A 17720-nucleotide genomic window follows, 5' to 3' on the forward strand; every position below is an offset into this window, starting at 1 on the left:
AGATAGAAAGGATAAAAAATGAGTACATCTACTTCCACTCCAGTGGTCACGGCCATGCAGGTCATCCCGGTTGCCGGCCATGACAGCATGCTGATGAACCTGAGTGGCGCGCATGCGCCGTTCTTCACCCGCAATATTGTGGTTATCAAAGACAATGCCGGCCATACCGGTGTGGGGGAGATCCCCGGCGGCGAGAAAATCCGCCAGACGCTGGAAGACGCGATCCCACTGGTTGTTGGCAAAACGCTGGGCGAGTACAAAAATGTCCTTAACGCCGTGCGCAATTGCTTTGCCGATCGCGATGCGGGCGGCCGTGGCTTGCAAACTTTTGACTTGCGCACCACCATTCATGTTGTGACCGGGATAGAAGCTGCCATGCTCGACCTGCTCGGCCAGCACCTGGGCGTTAACGTCGCCTCTTTGCTTGGCGAAGGCCAGCAGCGCAGCGAAGTCGAGATGCTCGGTTACCTGTTCTTTATTGGCGACAGCAAAAAAACGCCGCTGCCCTACCAGAGCCAGCCGGATGACAAATGCGACTGGTACCGTGTACGCCACGAAGAGGCGATGACCCCGGATCGGGTGGTGCGCCTGGCTGAAGCTGCCTGGGAAAAATATGGATTTAACGATTTTAAACTGAAAGGCGGCGTGCTGGCGGGCATGGAAGAGGCGGAAGCGATCTCCGCGCTGGCAAAACGCTTCCCACAAGCGCGCGTGACGTTAGATCCGAACGGCGCCTGGTCACTGGATGAAGCGATCACCATCGGTAAGCAGCTCAAAGGCGTACTGGCGTATGCGGAAGATCCGTGCGGTGCTGAGCAGGGCTTCTCCGGGCGTGAAGTGATGGCAGAGTTCCGCCGTGCGACCGGGCTGCCAACGGCAACGAATATGATTGCCACCGACTGGCGCCAGATGGGCCACACCTTGTCGTTACAATCGGTGGATATCCCGCTGGCCGATCCGCACTTCTGGACTATGCAGGGGTCGGTGCGCGTCGCGCAGATGTGCCATGAATTCGGCCTGACCTGGGGTTCACACTCCAACAACCACTTTGATATTTCGCTGGCGATGTTCACCCATGTCGCGGCAGCTGCACCGGGGAAAATCACCGCGATTGATACGCACTGGATCTGGCAGGAAGGCAACCAGCGCCTGACCCGTGAACCGTTTGAAATCAAAGGCGGCATGGTGCAGGTGCCGGACAAACCCGGCCTGGGGGTTGAACTGGATATGGATCAGGTGATGAAAGCGAACGAGCTGTATAAAAAACACGGCCTCGGCGCACGTGACGATGCCATGGGGATGCAGTACCTGATCCCGGACTGGAAGTTTGATAACAAACGTCCGTGCATGGTGCGTTAACGAGGAGTGCCAGTCCTTGCGGGGGCTGGCATTTTCCGCTGACTTCCGGGTGTATGCTTGCGACAGTGACTATGCGTAAGGATGGCTTATGAAAATTGTTATCGCACCGGACTCCTATAAAGAAAGTTTGAGTGCTCTGGATGTAGCGACCGCGATTGAAAGCGGCTTTCGCGAAATTTTCCCCACTGCGGAGTATGTAAAAATACCGGTTGCGGATGGCGGTGAAGGGACGGTCGAGGCCATGGTCGCCGCAACGGAAGGGCGTATCGTGAAGGTGGCGGTAAAAGGGCCGCTTGCTGAGCCGGTAGAGGCGTTTTACGGTCTGTCTGGCGATGAAAAGTCGGCGTTTATTGAAATGGCGGCGGCCAGCGGGCTGGAAATCGTTCCGCCAGCGAAACGCGATCCACGCGTGACAACCTCCTGGGGGACTGGAGAGTTGATCCGCCATGCGCTGGATGCGGGCGTGAAACATATCATCATTGGCATTGGTGGCAGCGCGACCAATGACGGTGGTGCAGGAATGGTGCAGGCGCTGGGCGCCAAATTGCTGGACGACAAAGGCGAGCAGATTGCGCCGGGCGGCGCCGCACTGGAAACCCTGGCGCGCATTGATATTGGCGAGCTGGATAAACGCCTGGTGGAGTGCCGCATTGAGGTGGCCTGTGACGTGACCAACCCGCTGACGGGCAAAGAGGGCGCTTCGGCAGTATTTGGCCCGCAAAAAGGGGCCACGCCGGAGATGATCGCCCGACTGGATGAGGCGCTGGGGCACTATGCGAAAATTATCGCCCGCGACCTGGATTTGGATGTGCTGCATTTGGCGGGCGGCGGTGCTGCAGGCGGCATGGGCGCAGCGTTATACGCGTTCTGCAAAGCAGAATTGCGCCAGGGGATAGAGATCGTGACCGATGCGCTGTCGCTGGATAAGCACGTTGCCGATGCCGATCTGGTGATCACCGGCGAAGGGCGGATCGACAGCCAGACCGTGCACGGGAAAGTACCGGTAGGGGTGGCGAAAGTCGCGAAGCGTTACGCGATCCCGGTGATTGGCATCGCTGGTAGCCTGACGGCTGACGTGGAGGTTGTGCACCACCACGGCATCGATGCGGTATTCAGCGTCATCTACAAAGTGTGTTCGCTGGATGATGCGCTGGCGAATGCCGGGGAAAATGTGCGCATGACGGCCCGCAATGTGGCCGCTGTGCTGAAAGCGGGGCAAACTTTATAACCCGGTGCCGGATAGCGCTAACGCCTGTCCGGCCATATCCTCCCCGCCGGCCGGATCACGTCGCGCCGCGACCCGGCTGGCTAACCAATCAGTCGGCGTGCTTCCCGCGTAACATTGTCCATCTCATCAAGCAATTCCAGAAACTCTGGCTCGAGTTCTTCGGCCGGCACTCCGCTACGCAACTGATGCTCAATCAAATGGCATAAGTTTTTCAGCCGCGGCACGCCGCTATAACCGCAACTGCCATGGAGTTTGTGAATACCTTCCGACAGGCCTTGCGGGGCTTCGCCTACCAGTTGTTCTTCGACCATATTGCGAATTTCCGGCAGGAACTCGATCAGCATTTGCAGCATTTCTCGAGCCAAATCAGTTTTCCCGGCAGCCTGACGCAGCGCCAGTTGCCAGTCGAGGGTCACGTCCGAATTAATCTCCGGCGCGGTGGGCGCAGTGGAAGGTTCAGGCGGCGTTAACCAGGTGCTGATGTCCGGGCCGGGTTTGTAGCGCAGCAGCAGATTATGCAGTTTGTCCTCTTCGATGGGCTTCGCCAGATAATCGTTCATCCCGGCGCTGAGTAGCTTCTCTTTTTGCCCTGCCATTGCGTGGGCGGTTACGGCAATGACCGGCGTTTGCTGCTGGTGGGGGAGCTGGCGGATCAACTCGCAGGCGCGGATCCCGTCCATATCCGGCATCTGAATATCCATTAATATCAGATCGAACTGTAGCTGTTTTGCACGTTCAATCGCCTGCATGCCGCTTTCACACAGGACGACATGTTGCACCTGATCTTCCAGTAATACGCCAATAAGCTTCAGGTTTGCCGGGTTGTCGTCCACCGCCATGACCGCCATCGGCAGTTTGCTTTCATCCGCTAACGCGGTCTGCGCAATGCGCGTGGAGCGGCAATATTCCGTCAGTGCTGGCAGCAAACGCGTGCTGGTCAGCGGCTTAAGCAGGCAGGCTGCGGCACCATCCTGCTTGAGGGTTTCGGCATCCACCTGCGCATGGCACGGCAGTGCCAGCAGTAAATAGTTCGTCATCGCCGCCGCTCTGGCGAGGCGATCATGCTGCATGCTCAGGGGTTCGCGCACCGTAACCGGGATAGCCATCAACAAAATATCGTAGTGCTCCTGCGGCAGGGCAGAGAACGACGGGCTGTAAATCACCTCCAGCGGCGTCTCGCTCAGCACATCCAGCGTACTTTGCGCCGCAGCGGTGTTCGGCTCCACATAAGCCAGCCGTTTACCTGCCAGACAGCCCGTGCCTGGCATTTCGCTTATCGCGTTGGGATTGAGGTCAAGATTGATATGGAACCAGAAGGTCGAACCGCGATTCGGCTGGCTGTGGAAGGAGATATCGCCCCCCATCTCATTGACCAGTTTTTGGGTTATCACCAGGCCCAGCCCGGTACCGCCGTGACGCCGTGAAATGCTGGCATCGGCCTGACGAAACGCCTGAAACAACCGCGATTGATCGCGCTCGGGGATACCGATGCCGGTATCGCGGATTTGCACCTCAACCTGTACTTTGTTATTGCTGATGGCGCGCTTTTCGACCACCACATCAATGTTGCCGTTCTCGGTAAATTTGATGGCATTGCCCACCAGATTGGTGATCACCTGCTGTAAACGCAGCGGATCGCCAATCACATTATCCGGCACATCGTTTTTGATGTTCAGCGTCAGTTCCAGCCCTTTATCGTGAGCGGAATGTGCCAGTAGGATCACCACTTCATCCAGCGTATTGCGCAGCGGGAAGGGGATGCTCTCAAGGATCAGTTTGCCCGCTTCCAGTTTGGAGAAATCAAGCACATCGTTAATGATCGCCAGCAGATTATTGGCTGAACGCTCAATGGTCAGTAAATGGTCACGCTGGGTCGGGTTGAGTTCCGATTTCAGCGTCAGGCGGGTAAACCCAATCACTCCGTTCAACGGCGTGCGCAGTTCATGGGACATATTGGCCAGGAACTCAGATTTAATGCGCGCCGCTTCCTGGGCGCGCTTTTTCGCCAGATCCAGCTCAACGTTTTGAATCTCCATCTGCTCCAGGGTTTCCCGCAGATCGGAGGTGGACTGGTCAATATTGTGCTGCATCTCTTCGTGGTAGGCCGCCAGCGACATCGCCATCGAGTTGATGCCGTTTTTCAGCATATCCAGTTCGCCCAGCATAAAGCCTTCAACGCGACTGTCGAGTTGCCCGCGACGAATGCGATCGACGGTATTGACCATATTACGGATTGGACTGGTGACGTCGCGCATGAGTCGCCAGCCGAAAATCAGCGCAATGCCGATGCAGAACAGGATCATCAGACTGGAGATAAAAATCTCTTTGTACTGTTGTAAGCGGACCGACTTCAGATCCAGCTCCAGTGCGACATAACCGAGCATATTGCCGGTAATACTATCTACCGGGAGCGCCGTATTCGCCGGAACGTAGCCTTCTGAAAGGATCGGCGTGCGTAGCACCATGACATCGCCGTGTCGGGTCACGCTCAGCTTGCGTGGAAAAGGCTGCCCTTCCGCCAGTTTCAGATCATCGCCATCGAGCTGAAAATTGGACGATACGAAGACGTTATTCTGCCCGTCATAAATCGAAATCGCCCGTACAATGTCCGAATGGCGGCGGTGCAGCACGCTAATAAGCTGACCGATAGCGTCTTTGTCCTGCAACGTCATGCTGTACTCGCTGGAGACGGCCAGCGGTTCGATAATACTGGCTCCGGCGTCTTCCAGTTGACGCTGTAAGTCGTTATAGCGATGAACCACGAAGAAGATGCTGAGCAGCACACCGATAAGCACAGTGGGAGCCAGGATCAGGATCATCATGCGTGCGCGCAAGCTGTAGTTGGTCATGGAGTTCCGTTATGGGAGAATTAGGCCATTAATCTGTAATTGAGATATTCCCTGCAATGGCGCAATTCTACTCTGCAAAACGACGCGTGACGACTAGTCAGAAAATAACCGTAACCGTAAACGACCTCGATCCTTTTGGCCAGGGGGTTGCGCGCCATAACGGTAAGGCATTGTTTATTCCCGCTCTTCTGCCTGGCGAAACGGCAGAAATCGTCCTCAAAGAGGACAAACGGCAGTTTGCCCGTGGCGAGGTGAAACGTCGCCTGAACGACAGCCCCGAGCGCGTTTTGCCCCAGTGTCCGCATTTTGGCATGTGCGGCGGCTGCCAGCAGCAGCACGCCAGCGTTGCACTGCAGCAACGCAGCAAAAGCGCCGCGCTGGCGCGCCTGATGAAGCACGAAGTGAACGATGTGATTGCCGGCGAGCCGTGGGCCTACCGCCGACGCGCGCGCCTCAGCCTGAGCTGGCAGCCCAAAACACAGCAGCTGGATATGGGGTTTCGTCATGCCGGAGGCAGCGAGATTGTAAATATCCGCCAATGCCCTGTTTTGGTGCGCCGTCTTGAAGCATTGCTTGTGCCGCTACGCGAGTGCCTGACGCAGTTAAAAGCCGCGCGTCACCTTGGGCATGTCGAACTGGTCGATGCGGATAACGGGCCGCTGATGGTGTTGCGTCATACCGGCGCGTTAAGTTCGGCCGATAAAGAAAAACTGGAACAGTTTTCGCATTCTCACGACCTTGCGCTGTATCTCGCACCACAAAGCGAGATACTTGAACACGTTAACGGAGAAACTCCCTGGTACAGCTCGGACGGGCTACGCTTAACGTTCAGTCCGCGCGATTTTATCCAGGTCAACGACAGGGTAAATCAGCAAATGGTCGCGCGTGCGCTGGCCTGGCTGGATGTGCAGCCAGGCGACAGGGTGCTGGATCTGTTCTGTGGAATGGGCAACTTCACACTGCCGCTGGCGAAATATGCAGCCAGCGTGGTCGGGGTCGAAGGGGTTGCCGGGCTGGTGGCGAAAGCGCAGGAAAACGCCCAAAAGAATGGCTTGCAGAATGTGACATTCTTTCACGAAAATCTGGAGGAGGATGTCACAAAGCAGCCGTGGGCCAGCCGTGGGTTTGACAAAATTTTACTCGACCCGGCACGCGCGGGCGCGGGCGGTGTGATGCAACATATTATAAAATTATCACCGGCGCGGGTGGTGTACGTTTCCTGTAATCCGGCTACGCTTGCTCGCGACAGTGAAGCGCTTTTAAACGCAGGTTACCAGATCCAGCAGCTAGCGATGCTGGACATGTTCCCACACACTGGCCACCTGGAATCGATGGTATTGTTTGTGGATCACCAATGATTAATTTCGGCTTGTCGAATTCGGCAGGCCCGGTCCCTGAAAGGAGAGGACAATGGTTGCGGTACGCAGTGCGCATTTGAACAAAGCGGGTGAATTCGATCCGGGAAAATGGATCGCGAGTCTGGGCATTACCAGTCAACCGTCGTGTGAACGCTTAACCGAAACCTGGGCATATTGTCTGCGCCAAACACAAGGGCACCCGCACGCGGAAATATTGCTGTCGCGCGGCATTGAAATGGTTGAAATCCTCTCAATGCTGAGTATGGACATCGATACGCTGCGTGCCGCACTGCTGTTCCCACTGGCGGATGCCGAAGTGGTCAGTGAAGAGGTGCTGAGTGAAAGCGTCGGTGCGTCGGTAGTCAACTTGATCCATGGCGTGCGCGATATGGCGGCTATCCGCCAGCTTAAAGCCACCCACACTGACTCCGTCTCTTCTGAACAGGTCGATAACGTTCGTCGTATGCTGCTGGCCATGGTGGACGATTTTCGCTGTGTGGTCATCAAGCTGGCGGAACGCATTGCCCATCTTCGCGAGGTGAAAGACGCGCCAGAAGATGAACGCGTGCTGGCGGCCAAAGAGTGCACCAATATCTATGCGCCGCTGGCTAACCGTCTCGGCATCGGGCAACTGAAGTGGGAGCTGGAAGATTACTGCTTCCGTTACCTGCACCCGGCGGAATATAAACGCATTGCCAGGCTGCTGCACGAACGCCGTATCGATCGCGAACATTACATTGATGAATTTGTTGGCCATTTACGCGCCGAGATGAAAACCGAAGGCGTGAAAGCCGAAGTTTATGGTCGCCCTAAACATATCTACAGCATCTGGCGCAAAATGCAGAAAAAACATCTCGCCTTTGATGAGCTGTTTGACGTGCGTGCCGTGCGTATTGTGGCCGAACGTTTGCAGGACTGCTACGCGGCACTGGGGATTGTTCACACTCATTATCGCCACCTGCCGGATGAGTTTGACGATTATGTCGCCAACCCGAAACCCAATGGCTACCAGTCGATTCATACTGTGGTGCTGGGGCCGGGCGGGAAAACGGTAGAGATCCAGATTCGTACCCGCCAGATGCATGAAGACGCCGAGCTTGGCGTGGCGGCGCACTGGAAGTACAAAGAGGGCACGGCGGTGGCTGGCAGCCCGCGTTCTGCCCACGAAGACCGCATCGCCTGGCTGCGCAAGCTGATTGCGTGGCAGGAAGAGATGGCCGACTCCGGCGAAATGCTCGACGAAGTACGCAGCCAGGTGTTCGACGACCGGGTGTATGTGTTTACGCCAAAAGGCGATGTGGTGGACTTACCGGCAGGTTCCACGCCGCTGGACTTTGCTTATCATATTCACAGTGACGTGGGCCACCGCTGCATCGGTGCGAAAATCAGCGGGCGCATTGTGCCCTTCACCTACCAGTTGCAAATGGGCGATCAGATCGAAATCATCACCCAGAAGCAGCCGAACCCAAGCCGCGACTGGCTGAATCCTAACCTGGGTTACGTGACTACCAGCCGCGGGCGCTCGAAGATTCATGCCTGGTTCCGTAAACAGGATCGCGACAAAAATATCCTTGCCGGGCGGCAGATCCTCGACGACGAGCTGGCGCATCTGGGAATCAGCCTGAAAGAGGCGGAAAAACACCTGCTGCCGCGCTATAACTTCAATGAAATTGAGGAGTTACTGGCGGCAATAGGCGGCGGTGATATTCGTCTCAATCAGATGGTCAATTTCCTGCAAGCGCAGTTCAACAAGCCCAGCGCGGCAGAGCAGGATGCCGCTGCGCTGAAACAGTTGCAGCAAAAAACCTTCACGCCGCAAACGCGCAGTAAGGACAATGGGCGCGTGGTGGTCGAAGGTGTCGGCAATCTGATGCACCATATCGCGCGTTGCTGCCAGCCGATCCCCGGGGATGAAATCGTCGGCTTTATTACGCAGGGGCGCGGGATCTCTATTCACCGTGCTGACTGCGATCAGCTCGAAGAGCTGCGCACAGTGGCACCGGAGCGTATTGTCGATGCCGTGTGGGGCGAAAGCTATTCTGCGGGCTACTCGCTGGTCGTGCGTGTCACCGCTAACGATCGCAGTGGGCTGCTGCGCGATATCACCACCATTCTCGCCAATGAGAAGGTCAACGTGTTAGGCGTTGCCAGCCGGAGCGATACCAAACAGCAACTGGCCACAATCGATATGAATATCGAAATTTACAACCTGCAAGTGCTGGGCCGCGTGCTCGGTAAGCTTAACCAGGTGCCCGATGTGATTGACGCCCGCCGTTTGCACGGTAGTTGATATTCTCTTCACTCGATCCTCTCCCATAGGGAGAGGATCACTACTTTCATTTCAGGGATTTCTCATGACTCAAATCGACCGTTTGCTCGGGATTATGCAACGCCTGCGCGATCCGGAAACCGGCTGCCCGTGGGATAAGGAACAAACTTTCGCCACCATTGCCCCTTACACGCTGGAAGAAACCTACGAAGTACTGGATGCTATCTCCCGCGAAGATTTTGATGATTTACGCGGCGAGTTGGGCGACCTGCTATTCCAGGTGGTGTTTTATGCGCAAATGGCACAGGAAGAGGGGCGTTTTGACTTTAACGACATCTGCGCGGCTATCAGCGACAAACTGGAACGCCGTCACCCGCATATCTTTGGCGATGCGCACGCAGAAAACAGCACCGAGGTGCTGACGCGCTGGGAACAAATCAAAAGCGAAGAGCGGGCGGAAAAAGCGCAACATTCCGCGCTGGATGATATTCCGCACAGCCTGCCGGCGCTCATGCGCGCGCATAAAATCCAGAAACGCTGCGCGACCGTCGGTTTCGACTGGGCAACGCTCGGACCGGTGCTCGATAAAGTGTATGAAGAGATCGATGAAGTCATGCACGAAGCAAAACAGGCTGTTGTTGATGAAGCCAGACTTGAAGAAGAAATGGGCGATTTGTTGTTCGCCACCGTCAACCTTTCCCGCCACCTTGGTGTCAAAGCCGAAGTCGCGCTGCAAAAAGCGAACCTCAAATTTGAACGGCGTTTTCGCGAGGTCGAGCGAATTGTAGGCGAACGCGGCCTGGAAATGACAGGTGTCGATCTGGAAACAATGGAAAATGTCTGGCAACAAGTAAAACGCCAGGAACATGATCTTTAACGGATTTGTTCCGGTAAGCGCTGTTTGTGTGGTTTTTTAAATAACAAGCGGTTGATTTACGTCAAAAACATTTACCCAAAAATGGCTATTTTCACACTCCTTAAGTTTGTTGAAATGCCTTGAGAATCGCCTCTTCGAGTAATTCGGGACGCAGCAAGGCGGCAACCGGGCGAATCTCCAGATGCACAGAATGGCAGTGTGACGGGGGTTCGCGAAGGAAGCCAATGCAGATGCGGCCTGAAGAACGAAGGAGAGGGCAATGAAAGTTTGTGGCACAGGCCATCCTCGGGTATACTGCTTTCCCGTCCTGGTTATTCCATCGTCTTTTAAACCTAACTTCTCAGGTTCAGCATGACAACGAACTATATTTTTGTGACCGGCGGGGTCGTATCCTCTCTGGGTAAAGGCATTGCCGCAGCCTCCCTGGCAGCCATTCTTGAAGCCCGTGGCCTCAACGTCACCATGATGAAACTCGATCCGTACATCAACGTCGATCCGGGTACAATGAGTCCTATCCAGCATGGCGAAGTGTTCGTTACCGAAGATGGCGCTGAAACCGATCTGGATTTGGGTCACTATGAGCGCTTCATTCGCACCAAAATGACCCGCCGCAACAACTTCACCACCGGCCGTATTTACTCTGAAGTGCTGCGCAAAGAGCGTCGCGGCGACTATCTGGGTGCGACCGTACAGGTTATTCCGCATATCACCAACGCCATTAAAGAGCGCATCATCGAAGGTGGTGAAGGCCATGATGTCGTGCTGGTGGAAATCGGCGGTACTGTCGGCGATATCGAATCCTTACCGTTCCTTGAAGCGATCCGTCAGATGGCGGTAGAAGTGGGCCGCGAGCGCACACTCTATATGCACCTGACGCTGGTGCCGTACATGGCCGCTTCCGGGGAAGTAAAAACCAAACCGACACAGCACTCTGTAAAAGAGCTGCTCTCTATCGGTATCCAGCCGGATATTCTGATTTGCCGTTCCGATCGCGCGGTTCCTGCTAATGAACGTGCAAAAATTGCTTTGTTCTGTAACGTTCCAGAAAAAGCTGTGATTTCTCTGAAAGACGTCGATTCCATTTATAAAATCCCGGGCCTGTTGAAATCACAGGGGCTGGACGATTATATTTGTAAACGATTCAGCTTGAACTGTGCGGACGCAAACCTGGCCGAATGGGAACAGGTTATTTACGAAGAAGCGAATCCGTCAGGTGAAGTCACCATCGGTATGGTCGGTAAATACATTGAACTGCCGGATGCCTACAAATCGGTGATTGAGGCGCTGAAACACGGTGGCCTGAAAAACCGCGTGACCGTTAACATCAAGCTGATTGATTCGCAGGATGTGGAAACGCGCGGTGTCGAAATTCTGAAAGGCCTGGATGCTATCCTCATCCCTGGCGGCTTCGGCTACCGTGGTGTGGAAGGCAAGATCGCCACCGCACGCTATGCGCGTGAGAACAATATTCCTTATCTGGGCATTTGCCTGGGTATGCAGGTTGCGTTGATTGAATTTGCGCGTAACGTCGTCGGGATGGAGAACGCCAACTCCACGGAATTTGTGCCAGACTGTAAGTACCCGGTAGTGGCGCTTATTACCGAATGGCGCGATGAAGACGGCAACGTTGAGCAGCGTTCGGAGAAGAGCGATCTCGGCGGCACTATGCGCCTCGGCGCGCAGCAGTGCCAGCTTGATGATGGCAGTCTGGTTCGTCAGTTGTACGGTGAGCCGACGATCGTTGAACGTCATCGTCATCGTTACGAAGTCAACAATATGCTGTTGAAACAAATTGAAGCTGCGGGTCTGCGTGTTGCAGGCCGTTCCGGTGATGATCAGTTGGTCGAGATCATTGAGGTGCCGAATCATCCGTGGTTCGTTGCCTGCCAGTTCCATCCGGAATTTACTTCTACGCCGCGTGATGGGCATCCGCTGTTTGCCGGCTTTGTGAAAGCCGCCAGCGAGTACCAAAAGCGCCAGGCGAAGTAAAAAAGTTACAACAGCAACGCGTACCCCAGGGTACGCGTTGTTTGTCTGGAGTTTTAGTTTAACTTGTACTGAGGAAAACCTAATGTCCAAAATCGTTAAAGTCATCGGTCGTGAAATCATCGACTCCCGTGGTAACCCGACTGTTGAAGCCGAAGTACACCTGGAAGGTGGTTTCGTAGGTCTGGCAGCTGCGCCGTCAGGTGCTTCCACTGGTTCCCGCGAAGCGCTGGAACTGCGCGATGGCGACAAATCCCGTTTCCTGGGTAAAGGCGTCACCAAAGCTGTTGGCGCGGTTAACGGCCCGATCGCTCAGGCTATCCTTGGCAAAGATGCCAAAGATCAGGCTGGCATTGACAAGATCATGATCGACCTGGACGGTACCGAAAACAAATCTAACTTCGGTGCAAACGCCATTCTGGCTGTGTCCCTGGCCGCGGCCAAAGCAGCTGCTGCTTCTAAAGGCCTGCCGCTGTATGCGCACATCGCTGAACTGAACGGCACCCCGGGCAAATACTCCATGCCGGTTCCGATGATGAACATCATCAACGGTGGTGAGCACGCTGACAACAACGTCGACATTCAGGAATTCATGATTCAGCCGGTAGGCGCGAAAACAGTGAAAGAAGCCATCCGTATGGGTTCTGAAGTTTTCCATCACCTGGCGAAAGTGCTGAAAGCGAAAGGCATGAACACTGCAGTCGGTGACGAAGGTGGTTATGCGCCGAACCTGGGTTCTAACGCAGAAGCACTGGCTGTTATCGCTGAAGCGGTTAAAGCTGCTGGCTACGAGCTGGGCAAAGACATCACCCTGGCAATGGACTGTGCAGCGTCTGAGTTCTACAAAGACGGCAAATACGTTCTGGCTGGCGAAGGCAACAAAGCGTTTACTTCTGAAGAGTTCACTCACTTCCTGGAAGATCTGACCAAACAGTACCCGATCGTATCCATCGAAGACGGTCTGGACGAATCTGACTGGGATGGCTTCGCCTACCAGACTAAAGTACTGGGCGACAAAATCCAGCTGGTGGGTGACGACCTGTTCGTAACCAACACCAAGATCCTGAAAGAAGGTATCGAGAAAGGCATCGCCAACTCCATCCTGATCAAATTCAACCAGATCGGTTCTCTGACCGAAACTCTGGCTGCAATCAAAATGGCGAAAGATGCTGGCTACACTGCTGTTATCTCTCACCGTTCAGGCGAAACTGAAGATGCAACTATCGCTGACCTGGCGGTAGGTACTGCAGCTGGCCAGATTAAAACCGGTTCTATGAGCCGTTCTGACCGCGTTGCTAAATACAACCAGCTGATTCGTATCGAAGAAGCGCTGGGCGAGCAGGCACCGTTCAACGGTCTGAAAGAGATCAAAGGCCAGGCGTAATCGCTAAGCATTGATACTGATAAAAATGCCAGTCGTTTGACTGGCATTTTTTTTGACTATTTAAAGTCGACTTCCATCTGTTGCGGGATAGACAAACCGCGCGTCGTCTGGACGCAGCGGGCAATATAATCAGTAAAGCGCGGGGGTTTCGGCATTCCCATGCTCAGCAACTTATCATTACTGAAACGGACATTCAGTGTGGCAAAAGCACCGTACAGGCGCATGGCCTTCAGCATTAAACGCTCATTGCACGGGCCGAAGATATCTTTCAGCTCGCGGCGCATCTTCACCAGCGTCTCATAACTGACCTGTGCATACTTATCGCCGACCGGGGCTTTCTCCAGCGCCTGCGCCATAGCATGGTCAATATCTGCAAAACGGACGCTGTTCTCCTCACCGGCAGAAATATGCACTACTTCGCCACGCGCAATTTCACCACCGAGCAGCATAAGCAGCGCATCGGCGCAATAATCCACCGGGATCACATCAACCCGATCCTCCAATGAGCACATAAATTTTTGCAGCATCAGCCCCATGCTGAACACCCAAAAAATGCTGGTTGAAGGCTGGCAACCGTGACTGGTATGACCCACAACAATCGACGGACGGGCAATAACGAGCGGCAGCGCCGGGCACGTTTTGCGCATCAGTTGTTCAATCGTGGATTTAGAGTGCGTGTAAGCCACCAGATGCTCGGCATTCTCGCGAAATTCCGCGCTTTCCGGCACCAAAGAATCGGGTTCTGGTGTACAGGACATGGCGGTACCCACATGCAGAAAACGTTGTAAACCCGCAACCTGCTCCATACGGCGGGCAAAGGCAAGCGTCCCTTCAACATTCACCTTCCATACCAGCGGGTTGTTGCCAAACGAGGCCACCGCAGCGCAGTTCAGTACCTGAGTTACCGACTCCAGTCGTGGATCATCCAGGAAGCTTTCCGGTTCACCCAGGTCCCCCAGCAGGATCTGGTCAGATGTCAGTCGCTGCAATTTTTCTTCACTGAGATTAAATTTGCGCATGTTGCGCTTTACGCGTTCGATGCCTGCTTCGGCATTTTCTGCGCGAACCAGTAATAATAAGTGCATCGCTTCATTGCTGTTGAGGATTTTTTCTAATACTGCCCCGCCAAGAAAACCCGTAACGCCAGTTATTAATAATGTATTCATGAATGCTATCTCACATGGTCGATGGCCGGATTTTAGGCACAGAAAGCTAAACGCGAGATAAATAACATTACGCCGGGAAAAGAGGGGTCTTAAGCTTATTTTAAGGTAACGGCAAAAGGGGATTTAACTTTGACATGCAAGAATTTAAAAAAATTCCATGGTAGAGAACTAAATATTTATCTTGCTGTTTTTAAATAATTTATTTTTTATTAATTTCATTTGTCGAAACTGTTTTAAATAATTCAATATGTAAAAATAAACACGTTTGGTTACACCATTTCATGCCAGATTTAAATTGTTACCGGCAGGTATTTCTGCGACGAAATCACATTAACCCTGCCTGATAGTGACCGGGTATTTATCTCCCGGTTTTTCAAGGCCGTGACATCACCAGTTGCCTGATGAGCCTCCGCCATCGCTGGAACCGCCATCACCGCCAGAACTGCCGCTATCGCTACTACTGTGACTTGTACTGTCGCTACTGCTGTAGTGGGTGCTGTCGGTGCTGCTCCAGGTTGCCGCACTGCTGCGTAGGGTGCTCGTTTGCCTGCTTTCACGGTACTTCTGCCTTCCTGCTGCGGTCAGACGCATCGGGTAAATCAGCCAGACGCCGAACACCATCAGCATAATAGAGGCGGGTATTGCCGCGCTGAACCACACCCAGGGAATAAGCCACGGCGCATTGTCGCTAATAAACAGCAGCACCAACGCCAGCGGGAAAGAGACTATAAATAACGTCACCAAAACGCGGATCATGCCTTTAAGCGTCAGAAAGACAATCAGCAATACCAGCAGCGGCAGCGTTTTCCACAGAGAGAACCAGGCCGTCAGTTCTTGCCAGAAAGAGGGCGTTTCTGCGACCGGGAGCGGTTGACTGGCAAGTACCGTAGTGATGCCTTCAACACCGCGGATGATGCCGGTACTCAGATCGTCGAGCCTGAAAAAGGGGAGCATATGTTCGTAGATAATACGATTGGCGAGCGTGTTGGTGAGCATCTCTTCCAGCCCCTTGCCCACCTCAATTCGCACTGCGCGATCCTGCCAGGCGACCAGTAACAGCACGCCGTCATTGCGTTGCGCATTGCCAAGCTGCCACTGGTTAAATACCTGGTTGGCAAAGCGATCGATATTCTCACCCTGTGTCGTAGAAACCACCAGCACGGCAGTTTGAGTTCCGGTTCGTTCATTCAGCCCGTTGACCTGTTGGGAGAGTTGCTCGCGTTGCCATGAGGTTAATAAATCATCAGGATCGTTAACAAAGCCGCGCATCGCGGGAACCGGAGCAGCCAGAGCCTGGGCGAAAAAACCGGTCAGTACCAGCAATAATGCCAGTAAGCGTGCCATAGAGATCATCCTTGCAAGGCAGATAAAAGGGCTAAACACCCTGGCATAATAGCGGCTATCCGGAATTGATGACAATTGACTATAACTGGCAGTAAGCATTCCCTGGGGGGCATAGCCGCGCAGCGTGGCGCAAATGGCACATGATCCCCTGGCGGTTATCTGTAATAATGACCTCTTTACTCCTTCAATAAGAGCGATGATGCAGTACCCGATTAACGAGATGTTCCAGACCCTTCAAGGCGAGGGTTACTTTACCGGCGTTCCCGCCATTTTTATTCGTTTACAGGGATGCCCGGTTGGTTGCGCCTGGTGCGATACCAAACACACTTGGGATAAGCTTGCGGATCGGGAAGTGTCGCTGTTTAGCATCCTTGCAAAAACCAAAGAGAGCGACAAATGGGGCGCAGCAGACAGCGAAGAGTTGCTCGCCATCATTCAACGTCAGGGATGGACGGCCCGCCATGTGGTGATCACCGGCGGCGAACCCTGCATTCATGATCTTATTCCGCTCACCGCCCTGCTGGAGAAAAACGGTTTTAGCTGCCAGATTGAAACCAGTGGCACCCATGACGTTCGCGCATCGCACACCACCTGGGTAACCGTGTCGCCCAAGGTCAATATGCGCGGTGGCTATGATGTGCTGCAGCAGGCGCTGGAACGTGCCGATGAAATTAAACATCCGGTTGGCCGGGTGCGTGATATTGAAGCGCTGGACGCGTTACTGGCGCAGCTTAGGGATGACAAGCACAGGGTAATTGCCCTGCAGCCAATCAGCCAGAAAGATGATGCAACGCGATTATGTATCGAAACCTGTATCGCCCGTAACTGGCGATTGTCGATGCAGACGCATAAATATTTAAATATTGCCTGACAATAAACCCGCCACTGGCGGGTTTATTTTTTCTTCACTCTGGTCCTGTTTGCGCGACATATTATCCGGATAATCCTCACCGCCTTCCTGAATCATCCATGTCGGTTATTTTCCTTGCTGTCATCGAATTGGATTCAGGAAAATCTTGTCTTTTTAATCATGCCCTGTCTTCTCACCCAACGTATTCCCTTAAAGGAACACCTGACCCAGGTTAACCGGAATAAGGCAAATACGCACAACGGGTGCCGGCCAGTTAGCAGGAGATCATTCTTCCTGGCTCCGTGGCGATGTGAAGCATCATTCTGGCGTGAGCGATGGCGGATTTTTGATGCGGGAGAAAGACAGGGAATCGGCGTCAGCCCTTTGCGATGAAGGGCTGACTGCCAGTGCGGGATTACTCGCCGCGATAGACACAACCTGCGGTGCAGGTTTCTTTTATCATCACCGCGCTTAACAGCGGCATAATCGGTTTCATCTGATCCCAAATCCATTTTGCCAGTACTTCGCTGGTTGGGTTTTCCAGCCCCGGGATCTCATTCAGATAATAGTGATCCAGGCGGTCATAGAGGGGTTTAAAGGCCGCTTTTAACTCGGCGAAATCCACTACCCAGCCGGTATAAGGATCCACTTCGCCGGTGATCTCCAGACGCACCATAAAAGAGTGTCCATGCAGACGGCCGCACTTATGCCCCTGCGGTACATGCGGTAAATGGTGAGCGGCTTCGAAGGTGAAATCTTTAAACAACGTGGTAGACATAATGCACTCTCAGGCTTAAAAAACCGCCGCATGGTAGCGGAAATGACCTTTTTTAGCATTAATTAAAATCGGCAAAAGTGATTACCACAGCATGTATGGAGGCTAATTTTTGGTTTCACTATAAAATTCAATGGATTAATCAACCGCTTTTAGTGTTAATAACTATAACTAAAACAGGTTAGTTCTTTTGGTTATTTATTATTTCCAACCTTTCTTTAATTGTTATTATCCCCACCGTTAACCTTAGTTTCACTTGGTTTTTCTACATTATA

General features: G+C 53.7%; 12 protein-coding genes. 8 read left to right on the plus strand and 4 right to left on the minus strand.

Annotated features, from left to right (window positions below; genetic code table 11):
* Positions 1-18: 18 nt before the first annotated feature.
* Together gudD and RTX30_RS08310 are read left to right on the plus strand one after the other, a co-directional pair.
* Entirely contained in the window at positions 19-1359 is a 1341-nt protein-coding gene (gudD, locus tag RTX30_RS08305; protein WP_312688798.1) for a glucarate dehydratase, read from the plus strand.
* 88 nt (positions 1360-1447) lie between these two features.
* Entirely contained in the window at positions 1448-2587 is a 1140-nt protein-coding gene (locus RTX30_RS08310; RefSeq protein ID WP_312688800.1) for a glycerate kinase, read from the plus strand.
* Positions 2588-2667: 80 nt separating this feature from the next.
* Here the strand turns inward: RTX30_RS08310 and barA are convergent, their stop codons facing one another.
* The gene (gene barA / locus RTX30_RS08315; protein WP_312688802.1) at positions 2668-5436 is read right to left on the minus strand and encodes a two-component sensor histidine kinase BarA; all 2769 of its coding nucleotides are present in this window, start codon (positions 5434-5436) and stop codon (positions 2668-2670) included.
* A gap of 56 nt (positions 5437-5492) precedes the next feature.
* On the opposite strand from barA, the gene rlmD reads away from it, so the two are divergent.
* From rlmD to eno, 5 genes are all read left to right on the plus strand, one after another.
* Positions 5493-6794, plus strand: a complete 1302-nt coding sequence (gene rlmD, locus RTX30_RS08320; protein ID WP_312688804.1) for a 23S rRNA (uracil(1939)-C(5))-methyltransferase RlmD — start codon at positions 5493-5495, stop codon at positions 6792-6794.
* A gap of 52 nt (positions 6795-6846) precedes the next feature.
* Positions 6847-9084: a GTP diphosphokinase gene (relA, locus tag RTX30_RS08325; RefSeq protein ID WP_312688807.1), complete on the plus strand. Its 2238-nt coding sequence runs from the start codon at positions 6847-6849 to the stop codon at positions 9082-9084.
* A gap of 64 nt (positions 9085-9148) precedes the next feature.
* Positions 9149-9940: a nucleoside triphosphate pyrophosphohydrolase gene (gene mazG, locus RTX30_RS08330; protein WP_312688809.1), complete on the plus strand. Its 792-nt coding sequence runs from the start codon at positions 9149-9151 to the stop codon at positions 9938-9940.
* Between the two features lie 351 nt (positions 9941-10291).
* Positions 10292-11929, plus strand: a complete 1638-nt coding sequence (gene pyrG, locus RTX30_RS08335) for a glutamine hydrolyzing CTP synthase (RefSeq protein ID WP_312688811.1) — start codon at positions 10292-10294, stop codon at positions 11927-11929.
* A gap of 82 nt (positions 11930-12011) precedes the next feature.
* On the plus strand, positions 12012-13310 hold the full coding sequence (gene eno, locus RTX30_RS08340; protein ID WP_312688813.1) for a phosphopyruvate hydratase: 1299 nt from the start codon (positions 12012-12014) through the stop codon (positions 13308-13310).
* 56 nt (positions 13311-13366) lie between these two features.
* Here eno and RTX30_RS08345 read toward each other — a convergent pair whose 3' ends face one another.
* A complete protein-coding gene (locus RTX30_RS08345) occupies positions 13367-14476 on the minus strand; it encodes an SDR family oxidoreductase (protein ID WP_312688815.1) in 1110 nt (369 codons plus the stop codon).
* 387 nt (positions 14477-14863) lie between these two features.
* Entirely contained in the window at positions 14864-15820 is a 957-nt protein-coding gene (locus tag RTX30_RS08350; RefSeq protein ID WP_312688817.1) for a TPM domain-containing protein, read from the minus strand.
* A gap of 199 nt (positions 15821-16019) precedes the next feature.
* Between RTX30_RS08350 and queE the strand changes: the two genes are divergently transcribed.
* Positions 16020-16691 carry a 7-carboxy-7-deazaguanine synthase QueE gene (gene queE, locus RTX30_RS08355; RefSeq protein WP_312689127.1) on the plus strand — a complete coding sequence of 224 codons (672 nt, stop codon included), beginning with the start codon at positions 16020-16022 and terminating at the stop codon, positions 16689-16691.
* Positions 16692-17085: 394 nt separating this feature from the next.
* Here the strand turns inward: queE and queD are convergent, their stop codons facing one another.
* Positions 17086-17451 carry a 6-carboxytetrahydropterin synthase QueD gene (gene queD / locus RTX30_RS08360; protein ID WP_312689128.1) on the minus strand — a complete coding sequence of 122 codons (366 nt, stop codon included), beginning with the start codon at positions 17449-17451 and terminating at the stop codon, positions 17086-17088.
* Between the last annotated feature and the right edge of the window lie 269 nt (positions 17452-17720).

This window comes from Kosakonia sp., from assembly GCF_032052965.1.
GTDB lineage: Bacteria > Pseudomonadota > Gammaproteobacteria > Enterobacterales > Enterobacteriaceae > Kosakonia.